Origin of the sequence: Cupriavidus basilensis (assembly GCF_000876015.1) — a bacterium.
GTDB classification, from domain to species: Bacteria; Pseudomonadota; Gammaproteobacteria; order Burkholderiales; family Burkholderiaceae; genus Cupriavidus; species Cupriavidus basilensis_B.
The window spans coordinates 346,052-367,185 of record NZ_BBQM01000018.1 but is presented as its reverse complement, the minus strand read 5'-3'; the positions used below and the strand labels follow the sequence as shown (position 1 = coordinate 367,185).

General features: G+C 69.7%; 18 protein-coding genes and 1 tRNA gene. 9 read left to right on the top strand and 10 right to left on the bottom strand.

Annotated elements, in window-relative coordinates; translation table 11 throughout:
• Nucleotides 1-570 precede the first annotated feature (570 nt).
• From KF708C_RS20315 to KF708C_RS20295, 5 genes are all read right to left on the bottom strand, one after another.
• Nucleotides 571-1,716, bottom strand: a complete 1,146-nt coding sequence (locus tag KF708C_RS20315; protein ID WP_020205006.1) for a BMP family ABC transporter substrate-binding protein — start codon at nt 1,714-1,716, stop codon at nt 571-573.
• A gap of 145 nt (nt 1,717-1,861) precedes the next feature.
• Nucleotides 1,862-2,782 carry an ABC transporter permease gene (locus KF708C_RS20310; RefSeq protein WP_020205007.1) on the bottom strand — a complete coding sequence of 307 codons (921 nt, stop codon included), beginning with the start codon at nt 2,780-2,782 and terminating at the stop codon, nt 1,862-1,864.
• Nucleotides 2,783-2,798: 16 nt separating this feature from the next.
• On the bottom strand, nt 2,799-3,899 hold the full coding sequence (locus tag KF708C_RS20305; protein WP_020205008.1) for an ABC transporter permease: 1,101 nt from the start codon (nt 3,897-3,899) through the stop codon (nt 2,799-2,801).
• The gene (locus KF708C_RS20300) at nt 3,892-5,463 is read right to left on the bottom strand and encodes an ABC transporter ATP-binding protein (protein WP_020423885.1); all 1,572 of its coding nucleotides are present in this window, start codon (nt 5,461-5,463) and stop codon (nt 3,892-3,894) included. The genes KF708C_RS20305 and KF708C_RS20300 overlap by 8 nt, the downstream gene beginning before the upstream one ends.
• Nucleotides 5,464-5,846: 383 nt before the next feature.
• The gene (locus KF708C_RS20295; RefSeq protein WP_059413046.1) at nt 5,847-6,773 is read right to left on the bottom strand and encodes a pirin family protein; all 927 of its coding nucleotides are present in this window, start codon (nt 6,771-6,773) and stop codon (nt 5,847-5,849) included.
• A 693-nt stretch (nt 6,774-7,466) separates the two neighbouring features.
• Here KF708C_RS20295 and KF708C_RS20290 point away from each other — a divergent pair.
• Genes KF708C_RS20290 through KF708C_RS20275 form a run of 4 tightly spaced genes read left to right on the top strand, consistent with a single transcriptional unit; the run spans nt 7,467 to nt 11,028 of the window.
• Nucleotides 7,467-8,183: an ABC transporter permease gene (locus KF708C_RS20290; RefSeq protein ID WP_059413045.1), complete on the top strand. Its 717-nt coding sequence runs from the start codon at nt 7,467-7,469 to the stop codon at nt 8,181-8,183.
• Nucleotides 8,184-8,221: 38 nt separating this feature from the next.
• Entirely contained in the window at nt 8,222-9,199 is a 978-nt protein-coding gene (locus tag KF708C_RS20285) for a glycine betaine ABC transporter substrate-binding protein (RefSeq protein ID WP_059413044.1), read from the top strand.
• 10 nt (nt 9,200-9,209) lie between these two features.
• Nucleotides 9,210-9,857: an ABC transporter permease gene (locus KF708C_RS20280; RefSeq protein WP_059413043.1), complete on the top strand. Its 648-nt coding sequence runs from the start codon at nt 9,210-9,212 to the stop codon at nt 9,855-9,857.
• 1 nt (nt 9,858) lies between these two features.
• Complete coding sequence (locus KF708C_RS20275) at nt 9,859-11,028, top strand: osmoprotectant ABC transporter ATP-binding protein OsmV (RefSeq protein ID WP_059413042.1); 1,170 nt, start codon at nt 9,859-9,861, stop codon at nt 11,026-11,028.
• 126 nt (nt 11,029-11,154) lie between these two features.
• On the opposite strand, the gene KF708C_RS20270 is transcribed toward KF708C_RS20275, so the two are convergent.
• Together KF708C_RS20270 and KF708C_RS20265 are read right to left on the bottom strand one after the other, a co-directional pair.
• A complete protein-coding gene (locus KF708C_RS20270) occupies nt 11,155-12,738 on the bottom strand; it encodes an aldehyde dehydrogenase (NADP(+)) (RefSeq protein WP_059413041.1) in 1,584 nt (527 codons plus the stop codon).
• A gap of 226 nt (nt 12,739-12,964) precedes the next feature.
• Nucleotides 12,965-13,711 carry a FadR/GntR family transcriptional regulator gene (locus tag KF708C_RS20265; protein WP_020205016.1) on the bottom strand — a complete coding sequence of 249 codons (747 nt, stop codon included), beginning with the start codon at nt 13,709-13,711 and terminating at the stop codon, nt 12,965-12,967.
• Between the two features lie 242 nt (nt 13,712-13,953).
• Between KF708C_RS20265 and gudD the strand changes: the two genes are divergently transcribed.
• The 4 genes from gudD (at nt 13,954) to KF708C_RS20245 (ending at nt 18,205) form a co-directional block, all read left to right on the top strand.
• Nucleotides 13,954-15,336 carry a glucarate dehydratase gene (gene gudD, locus KF708C_RS20260; RefSeq protein WP_082079652.1) on the top strand — a complete coding sequence of 461 codons (1,383 nt, stop codon included), beginning with the start codon at nt 13,954-13,956 and terminating at the stop codon, nt 15,334-15,336.
• 121 nt (nt 15,337-15,457) lie between these two features.
• Nucleotides 15,458-16,465 (top strand): Bug family tripartite tricarboxylate transporter substrate binding protein, encoded by a 1,008-nt coding sequence (locus KF708C_RS20255; protein WP_059413040.1) that lies wholly within the window; start codon nt 15,458-15,460, stop codon nt 16,463-16,465.
• 111 nt (nt 16,466-16,576) lie between these two features.
• On the top strand, nt 16,577-16,951 hold the full coding sequence (locus KF708C_RS20250) for a hypothetical protein (RefSeq protein ID WP_059413039.1): 375 nt from the start codon (nt 16,577-16,579) through the stop codon (nt 16,949-16,951).
• A gap of 90 nt (nt 16,952-17,041) precedes the next feature.
• On the top strand, nt 17,042-18,205 hold the full coding sequence (locus tag KF708C_RS20245; RefSeq protein ID WP_231586539.1) for a J domain-containing protein: 1,164 nt from the start codon (nt 17,042-17,044) through the stop codon (nt 18,203-18,205).
• 121 nt (nt 18,206-18,326) lie between these two features.
• On the opposite strand, the gene KF708C_RS20240 is transcribed toward KF708C_RS20245, so the two are convergent.
• Nucleotides 18,327-18,416, bottom strand: a tRNA-Ser gene (locus KF708C_RS20240).
• Nucleotides 18,417-18,620: 204 nt separating this feature from the next.
• On the opposite strand from KF708C_RS20240, the gene KF708C_RS20235 reads away from it, so the two are divergent.
• On the top strand, nt 18,621-19,190 hold the full coding sequence (locus KF708C_RS20235; protein ID WP_020205021.1) for a glycine zipper 2TM domain-containing protein: 570 nt from the start codon (nt 18,621-18,623) through the stop codon (nt 19,188-19,190).
• Between the two features lie 78 nt (nt 19,191-19,268).
• Here KF708C_RS20235 and hemW read toward each other — a convergent pair whose 3' ends face one another.
• Nucleotides 19,269-20,513, bottom strand: coding sequence for a radical SAM family heme chaperone HemW (gene hemW, locus KF708C_RS20230; protein ID WP_059413037.1), 1,245 nt, complete (start codon nt 20,511-20,513; stop codon nt 19,269-19,271).
• On the bottom strand, nt 20,510-21,127 hold the full coding sequence (gene rdgB, locus KF708C_RS20225) for an RdgB/HAM1 family non-canonical purine NTP pyrophosphatase (RefSeq protein ID WP_020205023.1): 618 nt from the start codon (nt 21,125-21,127) through the stop codon (nt 20,510-20,512). The genes hemW and rdgB overlap by 4 nt, the downstream gene beginning before the upstream one ends.
• Nucleotides 21,128-21,134 lie beyond the last annotated feature (7 nt).

Here is a 21,134-nt window from a genome sequence, read left to right as displayed (position 1 = left end):
GGGATTGTTTTGAACCGGATTACTTCTCAAGCCAAAACCGTTTGGCACTGAGATTAAATGGGGGCCACCGCGCCAAGATTGTTCGGCACTGCGCTCAAACAGTGGCCACCGCGCCCACCACGAAACTAGCACCGTCTCTATGACGAGCCCATCCGCCCCGGTCGCGGCAGCAACCTGAAGGGCCTGGGCCTACGCCATCATGCAGCGCCACCACGAATCGAACACCACCCGAGAGAGCGTGGCCACCAAAACCGGTACCGGCAGAATCCCAGCAGAACCACCGCCCCCACCACGAAACCACCAACAAGGGAAACCCCAACGTTTCTGCCCCTGCCGGCCAGGCAGCCCGCTTTCTTTGCCTACTTTCTTTTCGGGGAAAAGAAAGTAGGTCGCTCCGGGGGAGCGAAAGCCTTTGACTTTGAAGTTGAAGTTAAGCGGTTGACTTTGACGTTAAGCAGTTGATTTTGAATTTGACTTCGAAGCACAAAAGCCACCCCCCCAATCCCCCAACGACAAAAAAAAGCGGCAGACGCCAAAACCCCATCCACCGCTCCCCACTACCTCCAACCATCACCCCGGAATCTTCCCCTCCACACCCTCCACGTAGAACTTGATCCCATGCAGGAAGCCGTCGTCGGCGACCTGATCCTTGGCCAACTGTTCCTTGCCGGTGTTGTCCTTGAGCGGACCCTTCCAGATCGGCGCCGAGCCGTCGGCGATGCCCTTCTTGCGCTCGTCCACCAGCGCCTTGACGTCATCCGGCACCACCGCGTTGAAGGCCTTGAGGTCGATCATGCCTTCCTTGATGCCCCACCACGTGGTGCCGTTCTTCCACTGGTTGGCCAGCACGTCGCCGACCACCTTGTTGTAGTAGACGCCCCACGAGATCGCCGAGGCGGCCAGGTGGGCTTTCTCGCCGAACTTGCTCATGTCGCTGTCCCAGCCGAACGCGTACACGCCCTTTTCCTGGGCGGTCTGCACCACGGCGGCGGAGTCGGTGTTCTGCATCAGCATGTCCACGCCCTGGCCGATCAGGGTGGTGGCGGCTTCGCGTTCCTTGCCCGGGTCGAACCACTTGTTCACCCACACCACCTTGACCGTGGCCTTGGGGTTGACGCTGCGCGCGCCCAGCGTGAACGAGTCGATGTTGCGGATCACCTCGGGGATGGGCACCGACGCGACCACGCCCATCTTGCCGCTCTTGCTCATCTTGCCGGCCACCACGCCGGCGAGGTAGGCGCCTTCATAGGTGCGCACGTCGTACTGCGCCAGGTTGTCGGCGGTCTTGAAGCCGGTGGCGTGCTCGAACTTCACGTCGGGGAATTCCTTGGCGACCTTGAGCATCGACTCCATGTAGCCGAAGGTGGTGCCGAAGATCAGCTTGTTGCCCTGGGCGGCCAGGTCGCGGAACACGCGCTCGGCGTCGGCGGCCGATTCGGGCACGTTCTCGACGAACGAGGTCTTCACCTTGTCGCCGTACTTTTCTTCCACGGCCTTGCGGCCGGCGTCGTGCGCGTAGGTCCAGCCGGCGTCGCCCACCGGTCCGATGTAGACGAAGGCGACCTTGAGCGGTTCGGCCTTCTGCTCGGCCACCGGGGCCGAGGCGGGTGCGGCGCTTTCGGCGGGCTTCTCGGCTTCCTTCTGGCCGCAGCCGGCGAGGGCCAGCACGGCGGTGGCGGCGAATGCCGCCAGGGTTTTCCTGCGCGTGACGATCATGGTTTCTCCTTGAAATGACCTGGCTAGTGATTGTTATGACTAAGGGTGCGACGTTGGCTCAACTGTGGTTCTCGAACGCGAAACACCGGTGCGGCGGCGCTTCCCCGCGCGCGCCGTCACCCGGAAAAACATGGCGGGAAGGGGCTCAGGCGGCACCGGGGCGGAACGGCTTGCCGAGCGACGCCGGCATGTTCAGGCGGATCCACGCCGGGTTGCGCGAGATCAGCGCCAGCACCACGATGGTGGCCGCGTAGGGCAGCATCGACAGGATCTGCGACGGCACCGCCACGCCGATGCCCTGCAGGTAGAACTGCAGGATGGTGACGCCGCCGAACAGCCACGCGCCGGCCAGCACGCGGCCCGGGCGCCAGGTGGCGAAGGTGGTCAGCGCCAGCGCGATCCAGCCGCGCCCGGCCACCAGGTTCTCCACCCACATCGGCGTGTACACCAGCGACAGGTAGGCGCCGGCCAGCCCGCAGCAGGCGCCGCCGAACAGCAGCGCGCCGAAGCGGATCAGGCGCACCGGATAACCCAGCGCGTGGGCCGACTCGGGCGACTCGCCGATGGCGCGCAGCGTCAGCCCGGCGCGCGTGCGGAACAGGAACCACGCGATGGCCGCGCACAGCAGCAGGCTGAAATACACCATCCAGTGCTGCTGGAAGAAGGCCGGCCCGAAGAACGGGATGTCGGCCAGCCCGGGAACCGACCTGGCCTGCGAGGGCATGGCGAAGCCGACGAAGCGCTGGCCCATGAAGGCCGACAGCCCGGTGCCGAAGATCGACAGCGCCAGGCCGGTGGCGACCTGGTTGGTGGCCAGCACCAGCGCCAGCCACGAGAACAGCGTGGCCATGACCATGCCGGCCAGCGCGCCGGCGGCGAAGCCGATCATCGGCGACTGGGTCTGGTAGCCGGCCATGAAGCCGAACGCGGCCGCCACCAGCATCATGCCTTCGGCGCCAAGGTTGAGCACGCCGGCGCGCTCGTTGATGAGCAGGCCGAGCGCGGCCAGCAGCAGCGGCGTGCCGGCGTTGATCGCGGTGGCGATGAGGGGTGCGAATTGTTCCATGTACGTGGGTTCTCGCTCAGGCGGCCTTGGCGCGCCAGCGCAGGCGGTTGTCGATCAGCGTGTCGCTGGCCAGCAGGAAGAACAGCAGCATGCCCTGGAACACCGAGCCGATGGCCGAGGGCAGGCCCAGGCGCGACTGCGCCATCTCGCCGCCGATGTAGAACAGGGACATGACGATGCCGCCGAACACCGTGCCCACCGGATGCAGGCGGCCGACGAAGGCCACGATGATGGCGGTGAAGCCGTAGCCCGGCGAGATCGACGGCAGCAACTGGCCGATCGGGCCGGTCACTTCGAAGGCGCCCGCCAGGCCGGCGGTGCCGCCCGAGATCATCAGCGCGCTCCACAGCGAGCGGCGCGCCGAGAAGCCCGCATAGCGCGCCGCCGCCGGCGCGGTGCCGCCCACCTGCAGGCGGTAGCCGGCGAAGCTGCGGAAGATGAAGGCCGTCATGGCCACCACCAGCACCAGCATCACCGCGAAGCCGGCGTGCAGGCGCGAGCCCGCCATCAGGTTGGGCAGCAGGAACTCGGCGGAGAACACCTTGGACTGCGGGAAGTTCATGCCGTTGGGGTCCTTGAGCGGGCCGTTGACCACGTACAGCATCAGCTGCTGCGCGATGTAGGTCAGCATCAGCGACACCAGGATCTCGTTGGCGTTGAACTTGTCCTTGAGCGCGGCGGTGAGCGAGGCCCAGAACATGCCGCCGATCACGCCCGCGAGCGACGCCAGCACCAGCACCACCGTGCCGTTGACGGCGTGCCCCGGCACGTCGAAATACAGCACGGTGGCGCCGGCGAAGATGCCGCCCACGATGAGCTGGCCGTCGGCGCCGATGTTCCAGATATTGGCGCGGTAGCACACGGAGAGGCCGAGCGCGCACAGCACCAGCGGCACGGTCTTGAGCAGCACCTCGCCGATGGCGCGGCGGTCCTTGAGCGGATCGACCAGGAAGACCTTGAGCGCGGCCACCGGGTCCTTGCCGAGCAGCAGGAACAGCAGCGCGCCGAACACCAGCGTGAGCGCCAGCGCGATGAACGGCGAGGCATAGGCCATGCGGCGCGAGGGCAGGCCGCGCGGGGCCAGCGAGAGCGGCGAGCGGAGCAGGAAATCAGGCATGGAGCGCTGCCTCCCGCGGTTCCTGCTGGCCGCCCGGCCCGCCTTCCCACAAGCCGCTCATCCACAGGCCGACCTGCTCGCGCGTGGCGTCCCGGGCCGGGATCGACGGCGACAGCCGGCCCTTGGCGATCACGTGCAGGCGGTCGCAGATGGCGAACAGTTCGTCCAGTTCCTCGGACACCACCAGCAGCGCGCAGCCGGTGGCCTTGAGGGCCAGCAGCTCGTTGTGGATCTGCGCCGCGGCGCCGACGTCCACGCCCCAGGTGGGCTGGGCCACGATCAGCACCTTGGGGCCGCTCTCGATCTCGCGGCCGACGATGAATTTCTGCAGGTTGCCGCCCGACAGGCTCTTGGCCAGCGCCTGCGGCCCGCTGGCCTTGACGCGGAAGCGCGTGATCACGGCCTGCGCCAGCCCGGCCGCGGCCTTGGGCGAGATCATGCCGCGCCGCACGTAGGGCGCGGACTGGTGCGACAGCAGCGTGTTGGCGGCCAGGCTCATGCCCGGCACCGCGCCGCGGCCCAGGCGCTCCTCCGGCACGAAGGCCAGGCCGGCGCGGCGGCGCGCGCGCGCGTCGAGGCGGCCGACCGGCTTGTCGTCGAGCAGCACCGCGCCGCGCTCGGCGCGCGTGTCCTCGCCCGACAGCGCCGCCAGCAGTTCCTGCTGGCCGTTGCCGGACACGCCGGCGATGCCGACGATCTCGCCCGCGCGCAGGTCCATCGCGATGTCCGACAGCTCGGTGGCGAAGGCATGCGCGCGCGGCAGCGAGAGCGCGCGCACCGCCAGGCGGCAGGCGCCCGGCTCGGTCTGCACGCGCGCCTCGCGCGGCGGCTCGCCGCCGATCATCAGGCGCGACAGCGAGGCCGCGCTCTCCTGGCGCGGATCGCACACGCCGGTGACGCGGCCCATGCGCATCACCGTGGCGCTGTGGCAGAGCTCGCGGATCTCGTCGAGCTTGTGGCTGATGTACAGGATGCTGGTGCCTTCGGCGGCAAGCTGGCGCAGCGTGACGAACAGCGTCTGCACGGCCTGCGGCGTGAGCACCGAGGTGGGCTCGTCGAGGATCAGCAGTTGCGGCCTGGCCAGCAGCGCGCGCACGATCTCCACGCGCTGGCGCTCGCCCACCGACAGCGTGTGCACGTGGCGGTTGGGCTCGAGCGGCAGGCCGTAGCGCTGCGCGGTCTCGCGGATGCGCTCGGCCAGCTGCTTCATGCTGGCGTTGTCCTTGCCCTTGCCGCGCGGCAGGCCCAGCGCGATGTTCTCGGTGACGGTCAGCGTGTCGAACAGCGAGAAATGCTGGAACACCATCGCGATGCCCAGGTTGCGGGCATCGTGCGGATTGTGGATGGCGGCGGGCGCACCGTTGAAGTGCATCTCGCCGGCGTCGGGCTTGACCGCGCCGAAGATGATCTTCATCAGGGTGGACTTGCCGGCGCCGTTCTCGCCGAGGACGGCGTGGATCTCGCCGGGAGCCACGACGAGCGAGACGTCGTCGTTGGCGGTTACGCCGGGGTAGCGCTTGCTGATATGCGCAAGCGCCAGCCGGGGAGGGGTGCTTAGGGTCACTGAGGCGGCTCGAATTGTTATGGCAGCAACGTTGGTCGACGTTCTTCGCAGGCGGCACCTCCTGCGGCGCGACGGGCAGGATCGCCGCATCGCATCGCCGGGACCATCACGGGATGGTGATGCCGTTTATTAAGCGAGGATTATATAAGTGCGCGGGGGCCGGACAGCCTGTTCCGGGCTGTTTCGGCGGCCCCGCAACGGTTGCAGGCAGGTTGCAAGTCGCATGCCGGGGCGTGGCGCCCGCGCCGCCGCGCAGCCGGCGCGGGCGCTGGCAAGGACGGGCGGCGCAGGCGGGCGGCAAGGCGAAAAAAAGCCCCGGGAGCAGGGTGCTCCCGGGGCTGTCGCGGGAAGGGCGCGTTGCCTTCCCGCCTGGGCGCGGCGCTTCAGGCGCCGTTGTTCGCCGCGATCCGGCTGAAGCGGCCTTCGCGGAAATCCGCCAGGGTCTGGTAGATCTCCTCCTGGCTGTTCATCACGAACGGCCCATATTGCACGATCGGCTCGCCCAGCGGCTTGCCCGCGATCAGCAGGAAGCGCGCATCGGTGGTCGCCGTCACCGTCACGCCGTCGGCGCCGGCGGCGTTGTCGAGCACTCCCATGCGCTGCGCTTCGAGCGCGGCCGCGTTGTCGCCGCTGCCCACCGCGATCTCGCCGCGGTAGGTGTACAGGAAGGCGTTATGGCCCGCGGGCAGCGCCTGCGAGAAGCGCTGGCCGGCCGGCAGCGACACGTCGAGGTAGAGCGGCGCCGTCACCGGGCGCGCGACCGCGCCGGCCACGCCGTGCGAGGCGCCCGCCAGCACGCGCACGGTGGCGCCGCCCGGCAGCGCCACCGTGGGCACGGCGGCGGCGGGCAGGTCGCGGTACCACGGCGCGGTCATCTTGTCGGCCGCCGGCAGGTTCAGCCAGAGCTGGAAGCCTTCCATGCGGCCGTCTTCCTGCTCGGGCATCTCCGAGTGCACCACGCCGGCGCCGGCCACCATCCACTGGGCGCCGCCGTTTTCCAGCAGGCCTTCGTTGCCGGCGCTGTCGCGGTGGCGCATGCGTCCGGCCAGCATGTAGGTGATGGTCTCGAAGCCGCGGTGCGGGTGGTCGGGGAAGCCGCCGATGTAGTCGTCGCGGCTGTCGGTGCCGAAGGCGTCCAGCATCAGGAACGGGTCGAGGCGGCGCTGCAGGTTCTGCGTCAGCACGCGGGTCAGCTTGACGCCGGCGCCGTCCGAGGTGGCGATGCCGCGCACCACGCGGTCGATCGCGCGCGATTGCTGCACGGTTTCCGTGGCGGTGGCCGGAATGGTCGGGATGGTGCGTTGTTCCATGTTCGATCTCCTGTGGGGGCGGGGGCGGCGGCAATGGCGCGCGGTCCCCGTTGGCTACCCTCCCAATTTAAGGGTTTGGCCCGAAAGCGGTAGAGGGCGGGCGGGCAACAGATTGTTCTGATAGTGATACGGTGCGGGGCCGTTCGATGTCGGTTTTTGCAACAACGCGGCGGCCCCCGGCGCTGTAGGACAAACACCGACAATGGCCCGCGGGCACAGCGGGAAATGCCGGAAGGTGACAGGATGAGCGTAAATGCGTATAATAGCGCTCTCGTTGTCATCCGATGCTGCGTAATCGCGCGTGAGGCACAAACGTTGGTCATGGCCCGGCAAGCTGCCCGGCCTGCCTCTTGTGTCCTGATCGCTGCCTGCGCCGCATCGGCCGATTGATCCGGCGGCGCGTCGGAAAACTATCAACTCTGCGCTGCCACTGGCCACCCTGTTCCGCGTCCTCGCGGCGGGCTGCGCCGCTCCAGGGACCCCGGCTTCATCGTCCGGAGTTCCGTCAAATGGGTTTCCCCGCCTCGCGGCGTGGAGCCCGGCGCCCGTCCACCGGCTCATCTGCCGGTCATGGCGGGCAAGACAATCCAGTCAGGGCCGGCGGCCCCCGTTTGCACCGCCCGCGCCCGTTTTATCGTCCGCTGGTCCGGATGTGGCGCCTCGTGCCCGCATGCGGCGCGGGGAGAGGGGAATATGTCCAAGCAATCCGTGCGGGCGCTCGCCTGGGGATGTCTCGCGCTTGCCGCGCTGGCCGGACTGGCCGCGTGGATCGGCGTCGACGTCATCCGGCAATACCGGGAGCGCCTGTGGTACGACGTGGCCGACCACCTGCGCCTGGTGGCGTGGTCGATGGCGCTGGCGCTGGCCACCGGCATCCCGGCCGGCATCGCCCTGAGCCGGCCCTGCATGCGCCGCTGGGCCGGCCGCCTGATGCAGGTCTTCAACGTCGGCAACACCGTGCCCTCGCTGGCGGTGCTGGCGCTGGCGCTGGCCGTGCTCGGCATCGGCGAGCGGCCCGCCATCCTGGCGCTGTGGCTGGCCTCGCTGCTGCCGATCGTGCGCAATACCTGCGAAGGCCTGCTCGGCGTGTCGCCGGCGCTGACCGAGGCCGCGCGCGGGCTCGGCATGACGGCGCGCCAGCGCCTGCTGCGCGTGGAGCTGCCCAATGCGCTGCCGGTGATCCTGGCCGGCGTGCGCATCAGCCTCGTCATCAACGTCGGCACCGTGCCGCTGTCGTTCCTGATCGGCGCCAACAGCCTGGGCGAGCTGATCTTCCCCGGCATCTACCTCAACAACCAGCCGCTGCTGCTGCTCGGCGCGGCCGCCACCGCGCTGCTGGCGCTGGCGCTCGACGGCCTGTTCGCCGCCGCCGGCCATTGCTACCTGCGCAGCCGCGGGCTGGTCCGCTGAGCGCCGCGCACCACGCCGCGCACCACAAGGAGAATCCGATGCAACCGATCAAGAACGGACTGGCGAAACTGGCCGCCGCGCTGGCGCCGGCCGCGGCGCGTCTGTTGGCGCGCACACTGGCGCGCCCCGCCGTCTCGCTGGCGGTGCTGGCCGCCTGCGCCGCCGCCGCGCTGGGCGTGCCGGCGCATGCCGACACCATCCGCGTGGGCGGCAAGAACTTCACCGAGCAGCTGATCCTGTCGTCGATGACGGCGCAATACCTCAAGGCCAAGGGGCTCGACACCGAGCTGACTTCCGGCCTGGGCAGCACGCTGATGCGCCAGGCCCAGGAAAGCGCGCAGCTCGACGTGGTGTGGGACTACACCGGCACCGCGCTGATCGTCTTCAACAAGGTCGAGGAAAAGCTCGGCGCGCAGGAGAGCTACGAGCGCGTCAAGGCGCTCGACGCCGCGCGCGGGCTGGTCTGGCTCGACGCCTCCGGCATCAACAACACCTACGCGCTGGCGATGCCGCGCAAGCGCGCCGAGGCCGCCGGCGTGACCACGCTGTCCGCGTTCGCCGGGAAGATGCGCGCGGCCGGCGAGGGCAGCGCGCATCCGTTCGCGGTCGACATGGAGTTCGCCGCGCGGCCCGATGGCCTGGAGCCGCTCAAGGCGCTCTACCAGTTGCCGTTCGCGCGCCGCGACGTGATCCAGCTCGATCCGGGCCTGGTCTACACCGCGCTGAAGAACGACCAGGTCGAGCTGGGCCTGGTCTACACCACCGACGGCCGCGTCAAGGGTTTCGACCTCGTGCTGCTCGAGGACGACCTGCATTTCTTTCCCGCGTACAACGCGGCGCCGGTGGTGCGCCAGGCGACGCTGGCGCAGCACCCGGAACTGGCGGCGCTGCTCAACGCGCTCGCCGCCGCGCTCGACAACGCGGCCATGACCGCGATGAACTACCAGGTCGACATCGGCCAGCAGCCGGTCGACAAGGTGGCGCAGGATTTCCTGCGCGGCCACGGCCTGATCTGAGGGCGGCCGCATGGACCTGACGACCTACCTGCAGCACGCCTGGCCCACGCTGCTGCGGCTGACCGGCCAGCATCTCGCGCTGGTGGGCTCGGCGGTGGGGCTGGCGATCGTCGCCGGCGTGCCGCTGGGCATCCTGTGCGCGCGCTTCCGCTTTCTCGCCACGCCGCTGCTGACGCTGGCCACCATCGTGCTGACGCTGCCGTCGATCGCGCTGTTCGGCCTGATGATCCCGGTGTTCGCGCGCTTCGGCCACGCGCTCGGCTACGTGCCGGCGGTGACGGCGGTGTTCCTGTATTCGCTGCTGCCGATCATGCGCAACACCTGCGTGGCGCTGGCCAGCGTGGACGACGGCATCCAGGAAGCCGGGCGCGGCATCGGCATGACCACTTGGCAGCGCATGCGGCTGGTGGACCTGCCGCTGGCCGTGCCGGTGATCCTCGGCGGCGTGCGCACCGCCGTGGTGATGAACATCGGCGTGGCCACCATCGCCGCCATCATCGGCGCGGGCGGCCTCGGGGTGCTGATCCTGCAGGCGATCAGCCAGAGCAACATGAGCAAGCTGGCGGTGGGCGCCGTGCTGGTCAGCGTGCTCGCCATCGTGGCCGATGCCTGCCTGCAGTGGCTGCAGCGCGCGCTGACGCCGAAAGGAATCCGCTGACATGATCGAACTCGACCAACTCACCAAGACCTTCCGCCAGAAGGACGGCGCCGAAGTGCGCGCCGTCGACGCCGTCTCGATGACGGTGCCCAGGGGCGAGATCTGCGTCTTCCTGGGGCCTTCGGGCTGCGGCAAGACCACCACGCTCAAGATGATCAACCGCCTGATCCGGCCCAGCGCCGGGCGCGTGCTGATCGACGGCGAGGACACCGCGCGCGTGGACGAGGTCACGCTGCGGCGCAAGATCGGCTACGTGATCCAGCAGATCGGCCTGTTCCCCAATATGACCATCGAGCAGAACATCATGGTAGTGCCGCGCCTGCTGGGCTGGGACAAGAAGCACTGCCGCGAGCGCGCGCGCGAGCTGATGTCGATGGTGCAGCTCGACCCCGGCAAGATGCTGTCGCGCTACCCGCGCGAGCTCTCGGGCGGGCAGCAGCAGCGCATCGGCGTGATCCGCGCGCTGGCCGCCGACGCGCCGGTGCTGCTGATGGACGAGCCGTTCGGCGCGGTCGACCCGATCAACCGCGAGAGCATCCAGAACGAGTTCCTGCTGATGCAGCGCCAGCTCGGCAAGACCGTCATCATGGTCTCGCACGACATCGACGAAGCCATCAAGCTCGGCGACCGCGTGGCGGTGTTCCGGCGCGGCAGGCTGGTGCAGTTCGACCATCCCGACGCGCTGCTCGCGCATCCCGCCGACGACTTCGTGCAGGCCTTCGTCGGCCACGACAACACGCTCAAGCGCCTGCTGCTGGTGCGCGCCGGCGACGCCGCCACGCTGGCGCAAAGCTGCGCGCCCGACATGCCGCTGGCGCAGGCCTTCGGCCTCATGGACGAAGCCGACGTGCGCCAGTTGCCGGTGGTGGACGCCGCCCGGCGCGCGCTCGGCTACGTCACGCGCCGCGACGCGCGCGGCGGGCAGGGCACGTGCGCCGACGCCATGCGTCCGTTCAAGGCCACCGCCGCGTTCGACGAGCACCTGCGCATCGTGCTGTCGCGCATGTACCAGCACAACACCAGCTGGCTGCCGGTGCTCGACGCCGATGGCGTGTACCTGGGCGAGGTCACGCAGGAATCGATCGCGGACTACCTGAGTTCGGGGCGCTCGCGCGGCAACGCAGCCGTAATCCGGCCGCCGCAGGCGCCGCCCGAGCGCGCGGCCGCGTGAGGCGCGCTGGCAAAGCCGGTGCAAGAGGATCAGACCAGGGCACCGAACGAAGCCGGCGAACGGGCCCATGCAAAAGGGCCGGAATCCCCGGCCCTTCGTCATGACGGCAACGCCTGCCGCGTGCGCTTACTCGCGCCCGAGCTGCCCATCCTTCAGGCGCCACGCGCCCAGCGGATTGCCATCCTGCAGCACCGGCGGCAGCAGCTCGGCCGGCACGTTCTGGTAGCACACCGGGCGCAGGAAACGCTCGATGGCGGAAGCGCCCACCGAGGTCGAGCGCGTGTCCGACGTCGCCGGGAACGGGCCGCCGTGCACCATCGCGTAGGCCACCTCCACGCCGGTGGGATAGCCGTTGAACAGCACGCGGCCCACCTTGCGCTCGAGCACCGTCAGCAGGCTGGCGGCCTCGGCGCGGTCGCCGGCGTCGGCCTGCACGGTGGCGGTGAGCTGGCCTTCGAGGCGGCGCGCCACGGCCAGCATTTCCGCGTGGTCGCGGCAGACCACCAGCACCGAGGTCGGGCCGAACACTTCCGCCTCCATGCGGTGGTCGGCGAGGAACTGCGCCGCGGTGGTCTCGAACAGCGCCGGGCGGGCCTGGTTGGGGCCGTTGGCCGCGAGGCCGCTGCCGATGCGGCGCAGGCCTTCGATCTCGCTCAGTTGCGCCACGCCCTTTTCATAAGCCTGGCAGATGCCCGGCGTCAGCATGGTGCCCGCGGCTTTCTCCGCCAGCGCGGCGACCGTGCCCTGGCGGAACACGTCGAGCGCCGGGCTTTCCACCGCCAGCAGCAGGCCGGGGTTGGTGCAGAACTGGCCCACGCCCATCACCAGCGATTCCACCAGGTTGCGCGCGATGTCGGCGGCGCGCGCGTTGAGCGCGGCGGGCAGCAGGAACACCGGGTTGATGCTGCTCATCTCGGCATAGACCGGGATCGGCTGCGGCCGGCTGTTGGCGGCCTGCACCAGGGCCAGGCCGCCGCTGCGCGAGCCGGTGAAGCCGACCGCCTGGATCGCCGGGTGCGCCACCAGCGCGGTGCCGATGGCGAAGCCGCCGGCCAGCAGCGAGAACACGCCTTCCGGCAGGCCGGCATCGGCCACCGCCTGCTGGATCACGCGGCCGACCAGCTCGGAGGTGCCGGGGTGGGCCGGGTGCGCCTTGACCACCACCGGGCAGCCGGCCGCCAGCGCCGACGCGGTATCGCCGCCCGCCACCGAGAACGCCAGCGGGAAGTTGCTGGCGCCGAACACCGCGACCGGACCCACGGCGATCTTCTGCAGGCGCAGGTCGGGGCGCGGCGGGGTGCGCTCGGGCAGCGCGGCGTCGAGCGTGGCGGCCTGCCAGCGGCCGTCGCGCAGCACGCTTGCGAACAGGCGCAACTGGTTGGCGGTGCGGGCGCGCTCGCCTTGCAGGCGCGCCAGCGGCAGCGCGCTTTCGGCGTGGGCACACTCGATCAGCGTGTCGCCCAGCGCTTCCAGGCCGCCGGCGATGGCTTCCAGGAACTGCGCGCGCGTCTCGGGCGAGGTGTTGCGGTAGGTGTCGAAGGCCGCTTCGGCCAGCGCGCAGGCGCGCGCGGCATCGGCCGCGTCGCCGCCGTGGAACGCCGGCGCGAGGATCTCGCCGGTGGCCGGGTTGGTGGCATGGAGGATCTCGGCGGTGCCGCGCACGGCGCTGGCGCCGATCAGCATTTCACCGGTGATGGCGGTGGTGGTCATGGGAGGGGGTTCCTTCGACTGCGGTCAAATGGGCGCCCGGGCTGCGGGCGGGGTGACGGGCCGGGCGCGGCGGTGTGCCGCGCATAATCATAAGACATCCTACAACAACATCTGCCTTGCCCACAAGCGGAAGGCCGGTAGCACGGGGCGTGCGGCCGCTGGGGCATGGGGAGACGGGACGGCTATAGGACGATAGGGCGGCGGATGGCGCCGGCGGAGCGGCGGCTCAGCCGCCCTCGACCGCGGCCGACGCCTTGCGCAGCCGCTCGCGGCTGTTGGTCAGGTGCATGCGCATCGCCGCCTTGGCGCCTTCGGGGTCGCGCCGCTCGATGGCGTCGTAGATGTTCTCGTGCTCGATGTTGACGCGCTCGAGGTACTGCGCGCGCTCCTGCGCGCTCACGTGCAGGCGGCTGCGCGGAATCACCGTGGTACCCAGATGGCCCATGATGTCGGTGAAATAGCGGTTGCCGGTGGCGCGCGCGATGGCGAGGTGGAACTCGAAGTCCGCGCCCACCGAATCCTTGCCGTCGGTGGCGGTGCGCTTGAGCTCGTCGAGCGCGCCGCGCATGACCGCGAGCTGTTCGTCGCTGCGGCGCGTGGCGGCGAGGCTGGCGGCCTCGGCCTCCAGGCTGACGCGGAATTCCAGCATGGCCAGCACGTCCATCGCGGTGATCATGGCGGCGGGGTCGATGCGGAACGGCGAGGCGCTCTCGGCTGGGCGCGCCAGCACGAAGGTGCCGATGCCGTGGCGGGTCTCGACCAGGCCGCTGGCCTGCAGGCGCGACAGCGCTTCGCGCACCACGGTGCGGCTCACGCCCAGCGCGCTCATGATCTCCGACTCGGTGGGCAGCTTGTCGCCCGGCTTGAGCGCGCCCTGCTGGATCCGTTCGCTCAGGTTGCTCACCGCCTCTTCGGCAAGCGTGCGGCCGCGGCGCCGCAGCGGGGTGGAGGAAGCGAGCATGGGGTTTGACATGGTGAGGGCGGGGACTTGACCGGGTCGCGATGGCCTCATTATACTGCGTCGTAAGTCATATGACGACCGATAACAGCTTTCTGGCAGGACGAGACTTGCCGCCGCGCACCGCGGCCTGCCACCGCCGCTAGCATGAGAAAGCCGGCCCCAGCCGGCGCAGCCAAGCCCGAGACAACCCGCAGCGCCGGCCGCCGCCTGGCCGTCCGGCGCGCATTGCGCCGCACCTTGCGCCGAAATCCGACATGACCCAAACGCCTGTTTCCGCTGCCCGCGACGCCTCGCCGGCAAGCGCGCCCGCCACCGGCACGCCCGTCGTCACCGCGCTGACCGTGATCCCGGTGGCCGGCCACGACAGCATGCTGATGAACCTGTCCGGCGCGCACGGCCCGTTCTTCACCCGCAACATCGTCATCCTGGCCGACAGCGCCGGCAACACCGGCGTGGGCGAGGTGCCGGGCGGGGAGGGCATCCGCCAGACGCTGGAAGAGGCGCGCGAGCTGGTGGTGGGCCAGCCGGTCGGCAACTACCAGGCGGTGCTCAACCGCGTGCGCGGCGCCTTCGCCAGCCGCGACGCCGGCGGCCGCGGCCTGCAGACCTTCGACCTGCGCATTACCATCCACGCCGTCACCGCGCTGGAGGCGGCGCTGCTCGACCTGCTCGGCAAGCACCTCGGCGTGCCGGTGGCGGCGCTGCTCGGCGAAGGGCAGCAGCGCGACGCGGTGGAGATGCTGGGCTACCTGTTCTACGTGGGCGACCGCAACCGCACCACGCTCGGCTACCGCGGCGAGCCCGATGCCGACAACGCCTGGTTCCGCCTGCGCAACGAGGCGGCGATGGACGCCGCCGGCGTGGTCCGCCTCGCCGAGGCCGCGTTCGAGCGCTACGGCTTCAACGACTTCAAGCTCAAGGGCGGCGTGCTGCGCGGCGACGAGGAGATGGAGGCGATCATCGCGCTGGCCGAGCGTTTTCCCAGGGCGCGCATCACGCTCGACCCCAACGGCGCGTGGTCGCTGGCCGAAGCCGTGCGCCTGTGCCGCGACAAGCACGGCGTGCTGGCCTACGCGGAAGACCCGTGCGGCGCCGAGGACGGCTACTCGGGCCGCGAGATCATGGCCGAGTTCCGCACCGCGACCGGCCTGCCCACCGCCACCAACATGATCGCCACCGACTGGCGCCAGATGGGCCACGCGGTGCGCCTGCAGTCGGTGGACATCCCGCTGGCCGACCCGCATTTCTGGACCATGCAGGGCTCGGTGCGCGTGGCGCAGATGTGCGCGGAGTGGGGCCTCACGTGGGGCTCGCACTCGAACAACCACTTCGACATCTCGCTGGCCATGTTCACCCACGTGGCCGCCGCCGCGCCGGGGCGCGTCACCGCCATCGACACGCACTGGATCTGGCAGGACGGCGAGCGCCTGACCCGCGCGCCGTTGAAGATCGAGAACGGCAAGGTCGCCGTGCCGAAGGCGCCCGGCCTCGGCGTGGAACTCGACATGGCGCAGGTGGCGCTCGCGCACGAGCGCTACAAGCGCATGGGTCTGGGCGCGCGCGACGATGCCGTGGCCATGCAGTTCCTGATTCCCGGCTGGAAGTTCGACAACAAGGCGCCGTGCATGGTGAGGTGAGCGCGCCTTTCCGTGGCCGGCAGCACAAGAAAACAAGCGGTATCCGATCAGAAGTCGAAAGCCCCGGACATCCGGCATGTCCGCCATGCCCGCACCACGCATCGAGAACCAAGGAGACACCATGAACCCGTTCCAACAACCGTCCGCGCGGCGCAGGCTGTGCGCGCTCGCCGGCGCCCTGGTCGCCGCAGTGGCGGCCGCCGGCGGCATCAGCGCTGCCGCCGCGCAGACCTGGCCGACCAAGGCCGTCTCGGTGGTCGTGCCGTTCCCGGCCGGCGGCTCCACCGACACCATCGCGCGCATGCTGGCGCCGCCGCTCAACGAGAAGCTCGGCCAGCCCTTCGTGGTGGACAACCGCCCGGGCGCGACCGGCGCCATCGGCGCGGCGATGGTCAAGCGCGCGCCGGCCGACGGCTACACGCTGATGGTGGCGTCGATCGGCGTCTATGCCGTGAATCCCTTCCTGCAGAAGAACCTGCCCTATGATCCGGCCAAGGATTTCGACCTGCTGACGGTGGCGGTGCGCGCGCCCAACGTGCTCGTGACCAAGCCGGGCTTCCCCGCCGGCAACCTGCAGGAACTGGTGGCGTACATGAAGAAGAACCCGGGCAAGGTGTCGTTCGCCACGTCCGGCGCGGGCTCGTCCGACCACCTGACCGCCGCGCTGTTCGGGCAGAAATCCGGCACCGACGGGCTGCACGTGCCCTACAAGGGCGGCGCGCCGGCGATCTCCGACCTGCTGGCCGGGCAGGTCGATGCCTCGTTCCAGAACATCAACGCGGTGCTGCAGCACATCCGCAGCGGCAAGCTCAAGGCGCTGGCCGTGACCGGCGACAAGCGCTCGCCGGTGCTGCCCAACGTGCCCACCATGACCGAAGGCGGCGTCAAGGACGTGGACGTCTACTCGTGGCAGGCCGTGGCCGCGCCGCGCGGGCTGCCCAAGGACGTCAAGGCCAGGCTGCACGCCGCGCTGGTCAGCGCGCTGGCCGATCCGCAGATGCGCCAGAAGCTGGCCGAAAGCGGTTTCGAGGTGGTCGCCAACACGCCCGAGCAGTTCGACCAGTTCGAGAGGCAGGAACTGCAGCGCTGGAAGGCCGTGATCGAGGCCGGGAAGATCACCAGCGAATAAGCGCGCACGGGCCGCGCGGCTGGCGCGGCAGCACCGATGTCATGCTCCTTGCCCCGCCATCGCGGCGGGGCTTTTTGCCTGGCGGTCCCGCGGCCTGCTACGCTTGCCGGCATGCGCCGCCCCCTCATCCGCTTCTGCAAGTCGCCGCCCTGCGTGCTGGTCGAAACCCGCTGGCTGGTGCCGCGCCGTTTCGATGGCTTCACGCCCGGCCCGCTGATCCTGCTGCGGCCCGGCGCGAGCCGTGCGCTGATCGAGCACGAGAAGGTGCACGTGCGCCAGTTCTGGCGCTCCTGCGGCCTGATGGGCGTGCTCTACCTGCTCAGCCCGCGCTGGCGGCTGCGCTTCGAGCTCGAAGCCTACCGCGAGCAGCTCAGGCATTGCGAGCCGCCGGCGGCGCGCCAGTTCGCGCGCATGCTGTCGCGCCATTACCACCTGAAGATTTCCGAGGAAGAAGCGTACCGGCTGCTGACGGCGCCGGCGGCGTGAGGACGCCCGCGGCGCATGCGGTCGGCCGCGGACGGCGCCGGCCGGTTTCTCCGGCGCTTGAAAATGGCGCGTTTTTGCCGATACAGGTAAATGGAAATGGCAGCCGGGATGGGTCCGGGATTGGGCCGGTATTGGGCCGGCATTGGCCCGCGGCCGCAAAAATCCGGCGTGGGCAGTGCCCTGCCTTTCGGGAGATTCCCTTGTTTCGGCGCCCCGGGTAAAATCGGCGCCGACTTGCTTGGGGCAACGACGGGAATGCATACACATTACGATAATCTGAAGATTTCTCGTGAAGCACCACCGGAGGTCATTCGCGCGGCATACAAGGCGCTGAGCCAGAAGCATCATCCGGACCGGAACAACGGCTCGCCCGAGTCGCACCGGAACATGACGATCATCAACACGGCCTACGAGGTCCTGATCGACCCCGTGCGGCGCGCGCAGCATGACGCCTGGATCCTGGCGCAGGAGCAGGCCGAGAAGGCCGCCGCGCTGCACGCCCGGGCGCAGGCGCGGCCCGCCCCGGCGGCTTCCTCGTCGTCTTCCGCGTCCGCTTCCGCGAAGCGTCCCGGCTCGGCGCCGCGCCAGGCCAGTACGCAGGGCGCGGCCAAGCCCAAGACCGCGCCGGCACCCGGCGGCGGTTCCGGCGCCGGGAAGGTGGTCGTCATGATCATTGCCGGCGTGGCGATATACGCCGCGTTCTCGACCTCGTCCCGCGCGCCGGACCGCGCCGCGCCGGCGCCGGCATGGACGCCCGCGGCCTCCGCGCCGCTGCCGATGCGCGCCTTGCCGGCCGCCGCGCGCGAACTGCCGCTGGCGCTGCCCGAACCCGGGCCGCGCTATGCGCGCAGGCCCACGGCGCCCAACGGCTATCCGTGGCCGAACCGGAGCGGCTATGTGCCCGGTTATCCCGTCCTGAAGACCAACGGCCTCTCGACGCTGACGATAGACAACACGCGCAATGACGCGGACGTGTTCCTGAAGGTGTTCTCGCTGAACGCGGGCAGCAAGACGCCCGTGCGGTTTGCTTTCATCAAGGCCGGCGCATCCTTCGAGTTCGCGGGCATCGCGCCCGGCGATTTCGATGTCCGCTACATGGACCTCGATACCGGCAGGATTTCCAGGTCGGAGCCATTCACGCTCGATGAAACCGCCGAATACAACGGCACGCAATACAGCAAGACCACGCTCACGCTTTACAAGGTGCCCAACGGCAATACGCGGACGCGGGAAATCGGCGAAAGCGAATTCTAGGCGGTTCTTGGGGACTGTGGATTGCCGGGGTGCGGCCGGCACGGGAATACGCGAAATGCGTGCCGTTTTCCCGCGCGGACGGCGGAAGGCGGATTCTCGTGCCGGCGGATTCGAGAGGGACTGGCGGAAGCGGTGAGATTCGAACTCACGGATGGGTCACCCCATCGGCAGTTTTCAAGACTGCTGCCTTAAACCACTCGGCCACGCTTCCGGGAAGGAAAGAGCGCGCATTATAGCAAGGGCATGGAGCGGGGCACGGGTTTGTCGCGCGCGAGTCTGGCAAGATGGAACCTTGGTCGGGGCGTTCGGCTCCTATCATGCGTGAGAGCGCACATGCGGCGCGGCGTGGTCGTGGTTCCGGTCCGCTCGCTCTCCGGCAATTTCACGCAGTTGCGATCAATCGAGGAGAATTCTGATGAACGGCAAGACTCTGTTGGGCGTGGCGGCAGCGGCCGCCGTGGTTGGCCTGGCCGGATGCGCGGCGCCCGGCGGTTATGGCGGTGGCTACAACGGCGGTTATGGCGGCGGTTATAACGCGCCGCCGCCGCAGGGCGGCTACCAGCAGCCGGGTTATCCGCAGCAGGGGTATCAGCAGCCGGGCTACCAGCAGCCCGGCGCCACCACCTACCAGGCCCCGGCGGGGTCGGTGTTCTATGGCCGCGTCGAGTCGATCGAGCCGGTTGCCACGCAGCAGGGCGGCAGTTCGGGCCTGCTCGGCACGGTGATCGGCGGCGTCGCGGGCGGCCTGCTGGGCCACCAGATCGGCGGCGGCACCGGCAACACGGTGGCCACCATCGGCGGCGCGGTGCTGGGCGGCGTGGCCGGCAACCAGGTGGAGAAGCGCGTGAGCGGCCCCGAGACGGTCTATCGCGTCAACGTGCGGCTCGACGATGGCCGCCTGGCGACGGTCACGCAGCGCAACGTGAGCAATCTGCGCGTGGGCGCCCGCGCGCAGGTGGCCAACGACATGGCGACGCCGTACTGATGCTGTCCTGACGAAAAGATACGGCCACCCTCGGGTGGCCGTATTGCATGGCGGCGCCTGCGCCGCCATCGGCGCGCTTCAGCCCTTCAGGAACATCTCCTGCAGGTCGTTGAGGAAGCGCCGTCCCAGCTCGGTGGGCTTGATGGTGGCGAGGTCGGCTTCGAGCAGGCCTTTTTTTTCGGCCGCGGCGAGGTCGCGGCTGATGGTGTGCAGCGGCAGGCCGGTGTGGTCGAAGAAGGTGCTGGCCGGCACGCCGTCGGTCAGGCGCAGCGCGTTGAGCATGAACTCGAAGGGCAGGTCCGCGGCGGGGACGTCGTGGCTTTCCTGCACCGCGCTGCCGGCCATTGCCTGCGCCATGTAGGTGGCCGGATGCTTGTGGCGCATCTGGCGCAGCACGCGGTGCGGGAACGAGAGCTTGCCGTGCGCGCCGGCGCCGATGCCGAGGTAGTCGCCGAAGCGCCAGTAGTTGAGGTTGTGGCGCGCCTGGCGGTGCGGCTTCGCGTAGGCGGAGGTCTCGTAGTGCCGGTAGCCGGCCTGCGCGGTGCGCGCGTCGATCAGGTCCTGCATCTCGTAGGCGCTGTCGTCGTCGGGCAGCGCGGGAGGGAACTTGGCGAACAGGGTGTTGGGCTCGAGCGTCAGGTGGTACAGCGACAGGTGCGTGGTGCCGAACGACAGCGCGGTTTCCAGGTCCTCGGCACATTCGGCCAGGGTCTGGCCGGGCAGCGCGTACATCAGGTCCAGGTTGACGTTGTCGAAGTTGGCCAGCGCGATGCGGATGGCGGCGCGCGCTTCCTCGCCGCCGTGGATGCGCCCGAGCGCGGCGAGGTGGCGGTCGTTGAAGCTCTGGATGCCGATCGACAGGCGGTTGATGCCGCTGGCGCGATAGCTGGCGAAGCGCTCGGCCTCGAAGGTGCCGGGGTTGGCCTCCAGGGTGATCTCGGCGTCGGCGTCGAGCGGCAGCAGCGCGCGGATGTCGGACAGCAGGCGGTCCATGCCGGCGGCCGACAGCAGGCTCGGCGTGCCGCCGCCGATGAACACGGTATGCACGGGGCGGCCCCATACCAGCGGCAGCGACTGCTCGAGATCGGCGCGCAGCGCGTCGAGGTAGGCGTCTTCGGGGATGTCGTGGCTGCCGGCGGCGCCGGGCACCGCGTGCGAGTTGAAATCGCAGTACGGGCACTTGCGCACGCACCACGGCACGTGCACGTAGAGCGACAGCGGCGGCGAGCCGGGCAGCGAGATCTGGCCGGGCTGCAGCCACAGTGACTTGGTGTCGGCGGGGACGGCCGCGCCGGTCTGCGCGGCGGGAACGATCGGGATCATGACCGCGCGTGGTGGCTGCCCGAAGCGCGCAGGCGCTCGGTCAGCGCCTTGAGCGCCTGCGCGCGGTGGCTGATGGTGTTCTTTTCCTCGGCGCTGAGCTCGGCCGCGGTCTTGCCCAGCTGCGGCAGCAGGAAATGCGGGTCGTAGCCGAAGCCGGCGCTGCCGCGCGGCGCGTCGACCACCTCGCCGGCCCACACGCCTTCGGCGATCACCGGGCGCGGGTCGTCGGCATGGCGCACCAGCACCAGCACGCAGTAGTAGTAGGCATGCCGGTTGAGCTTGCCGGCCAGCTGCGAGATCAGGTGCGCGTTGTTGGCGGCGTCCGACCGGGGCTTGCCCACGAGCTGCGCGTAGCGCGCCGAGTAGACGCCCGGCGCGCCGTCGAGCGCGTCCACGCAGATGCCGGAGTCGTCGGCCAGCGCGGGCAGGTTGGACAGGCGGCTGGCATGGCGCGCCTTGGTGAGCGCGTTCTCGACGAAGGTGGCGAACGGCTCATCGGCCTCGGGAATGCCGAGCTGGCCCTGCGGCACCACGTCATAGCCCAGCGGCGCGAGCAGCGCGCCGAACTCGCCGAGCTTGCCGGGATTGTTGGAGGCGAGGACCAGGCGTTGCATCGCGTTC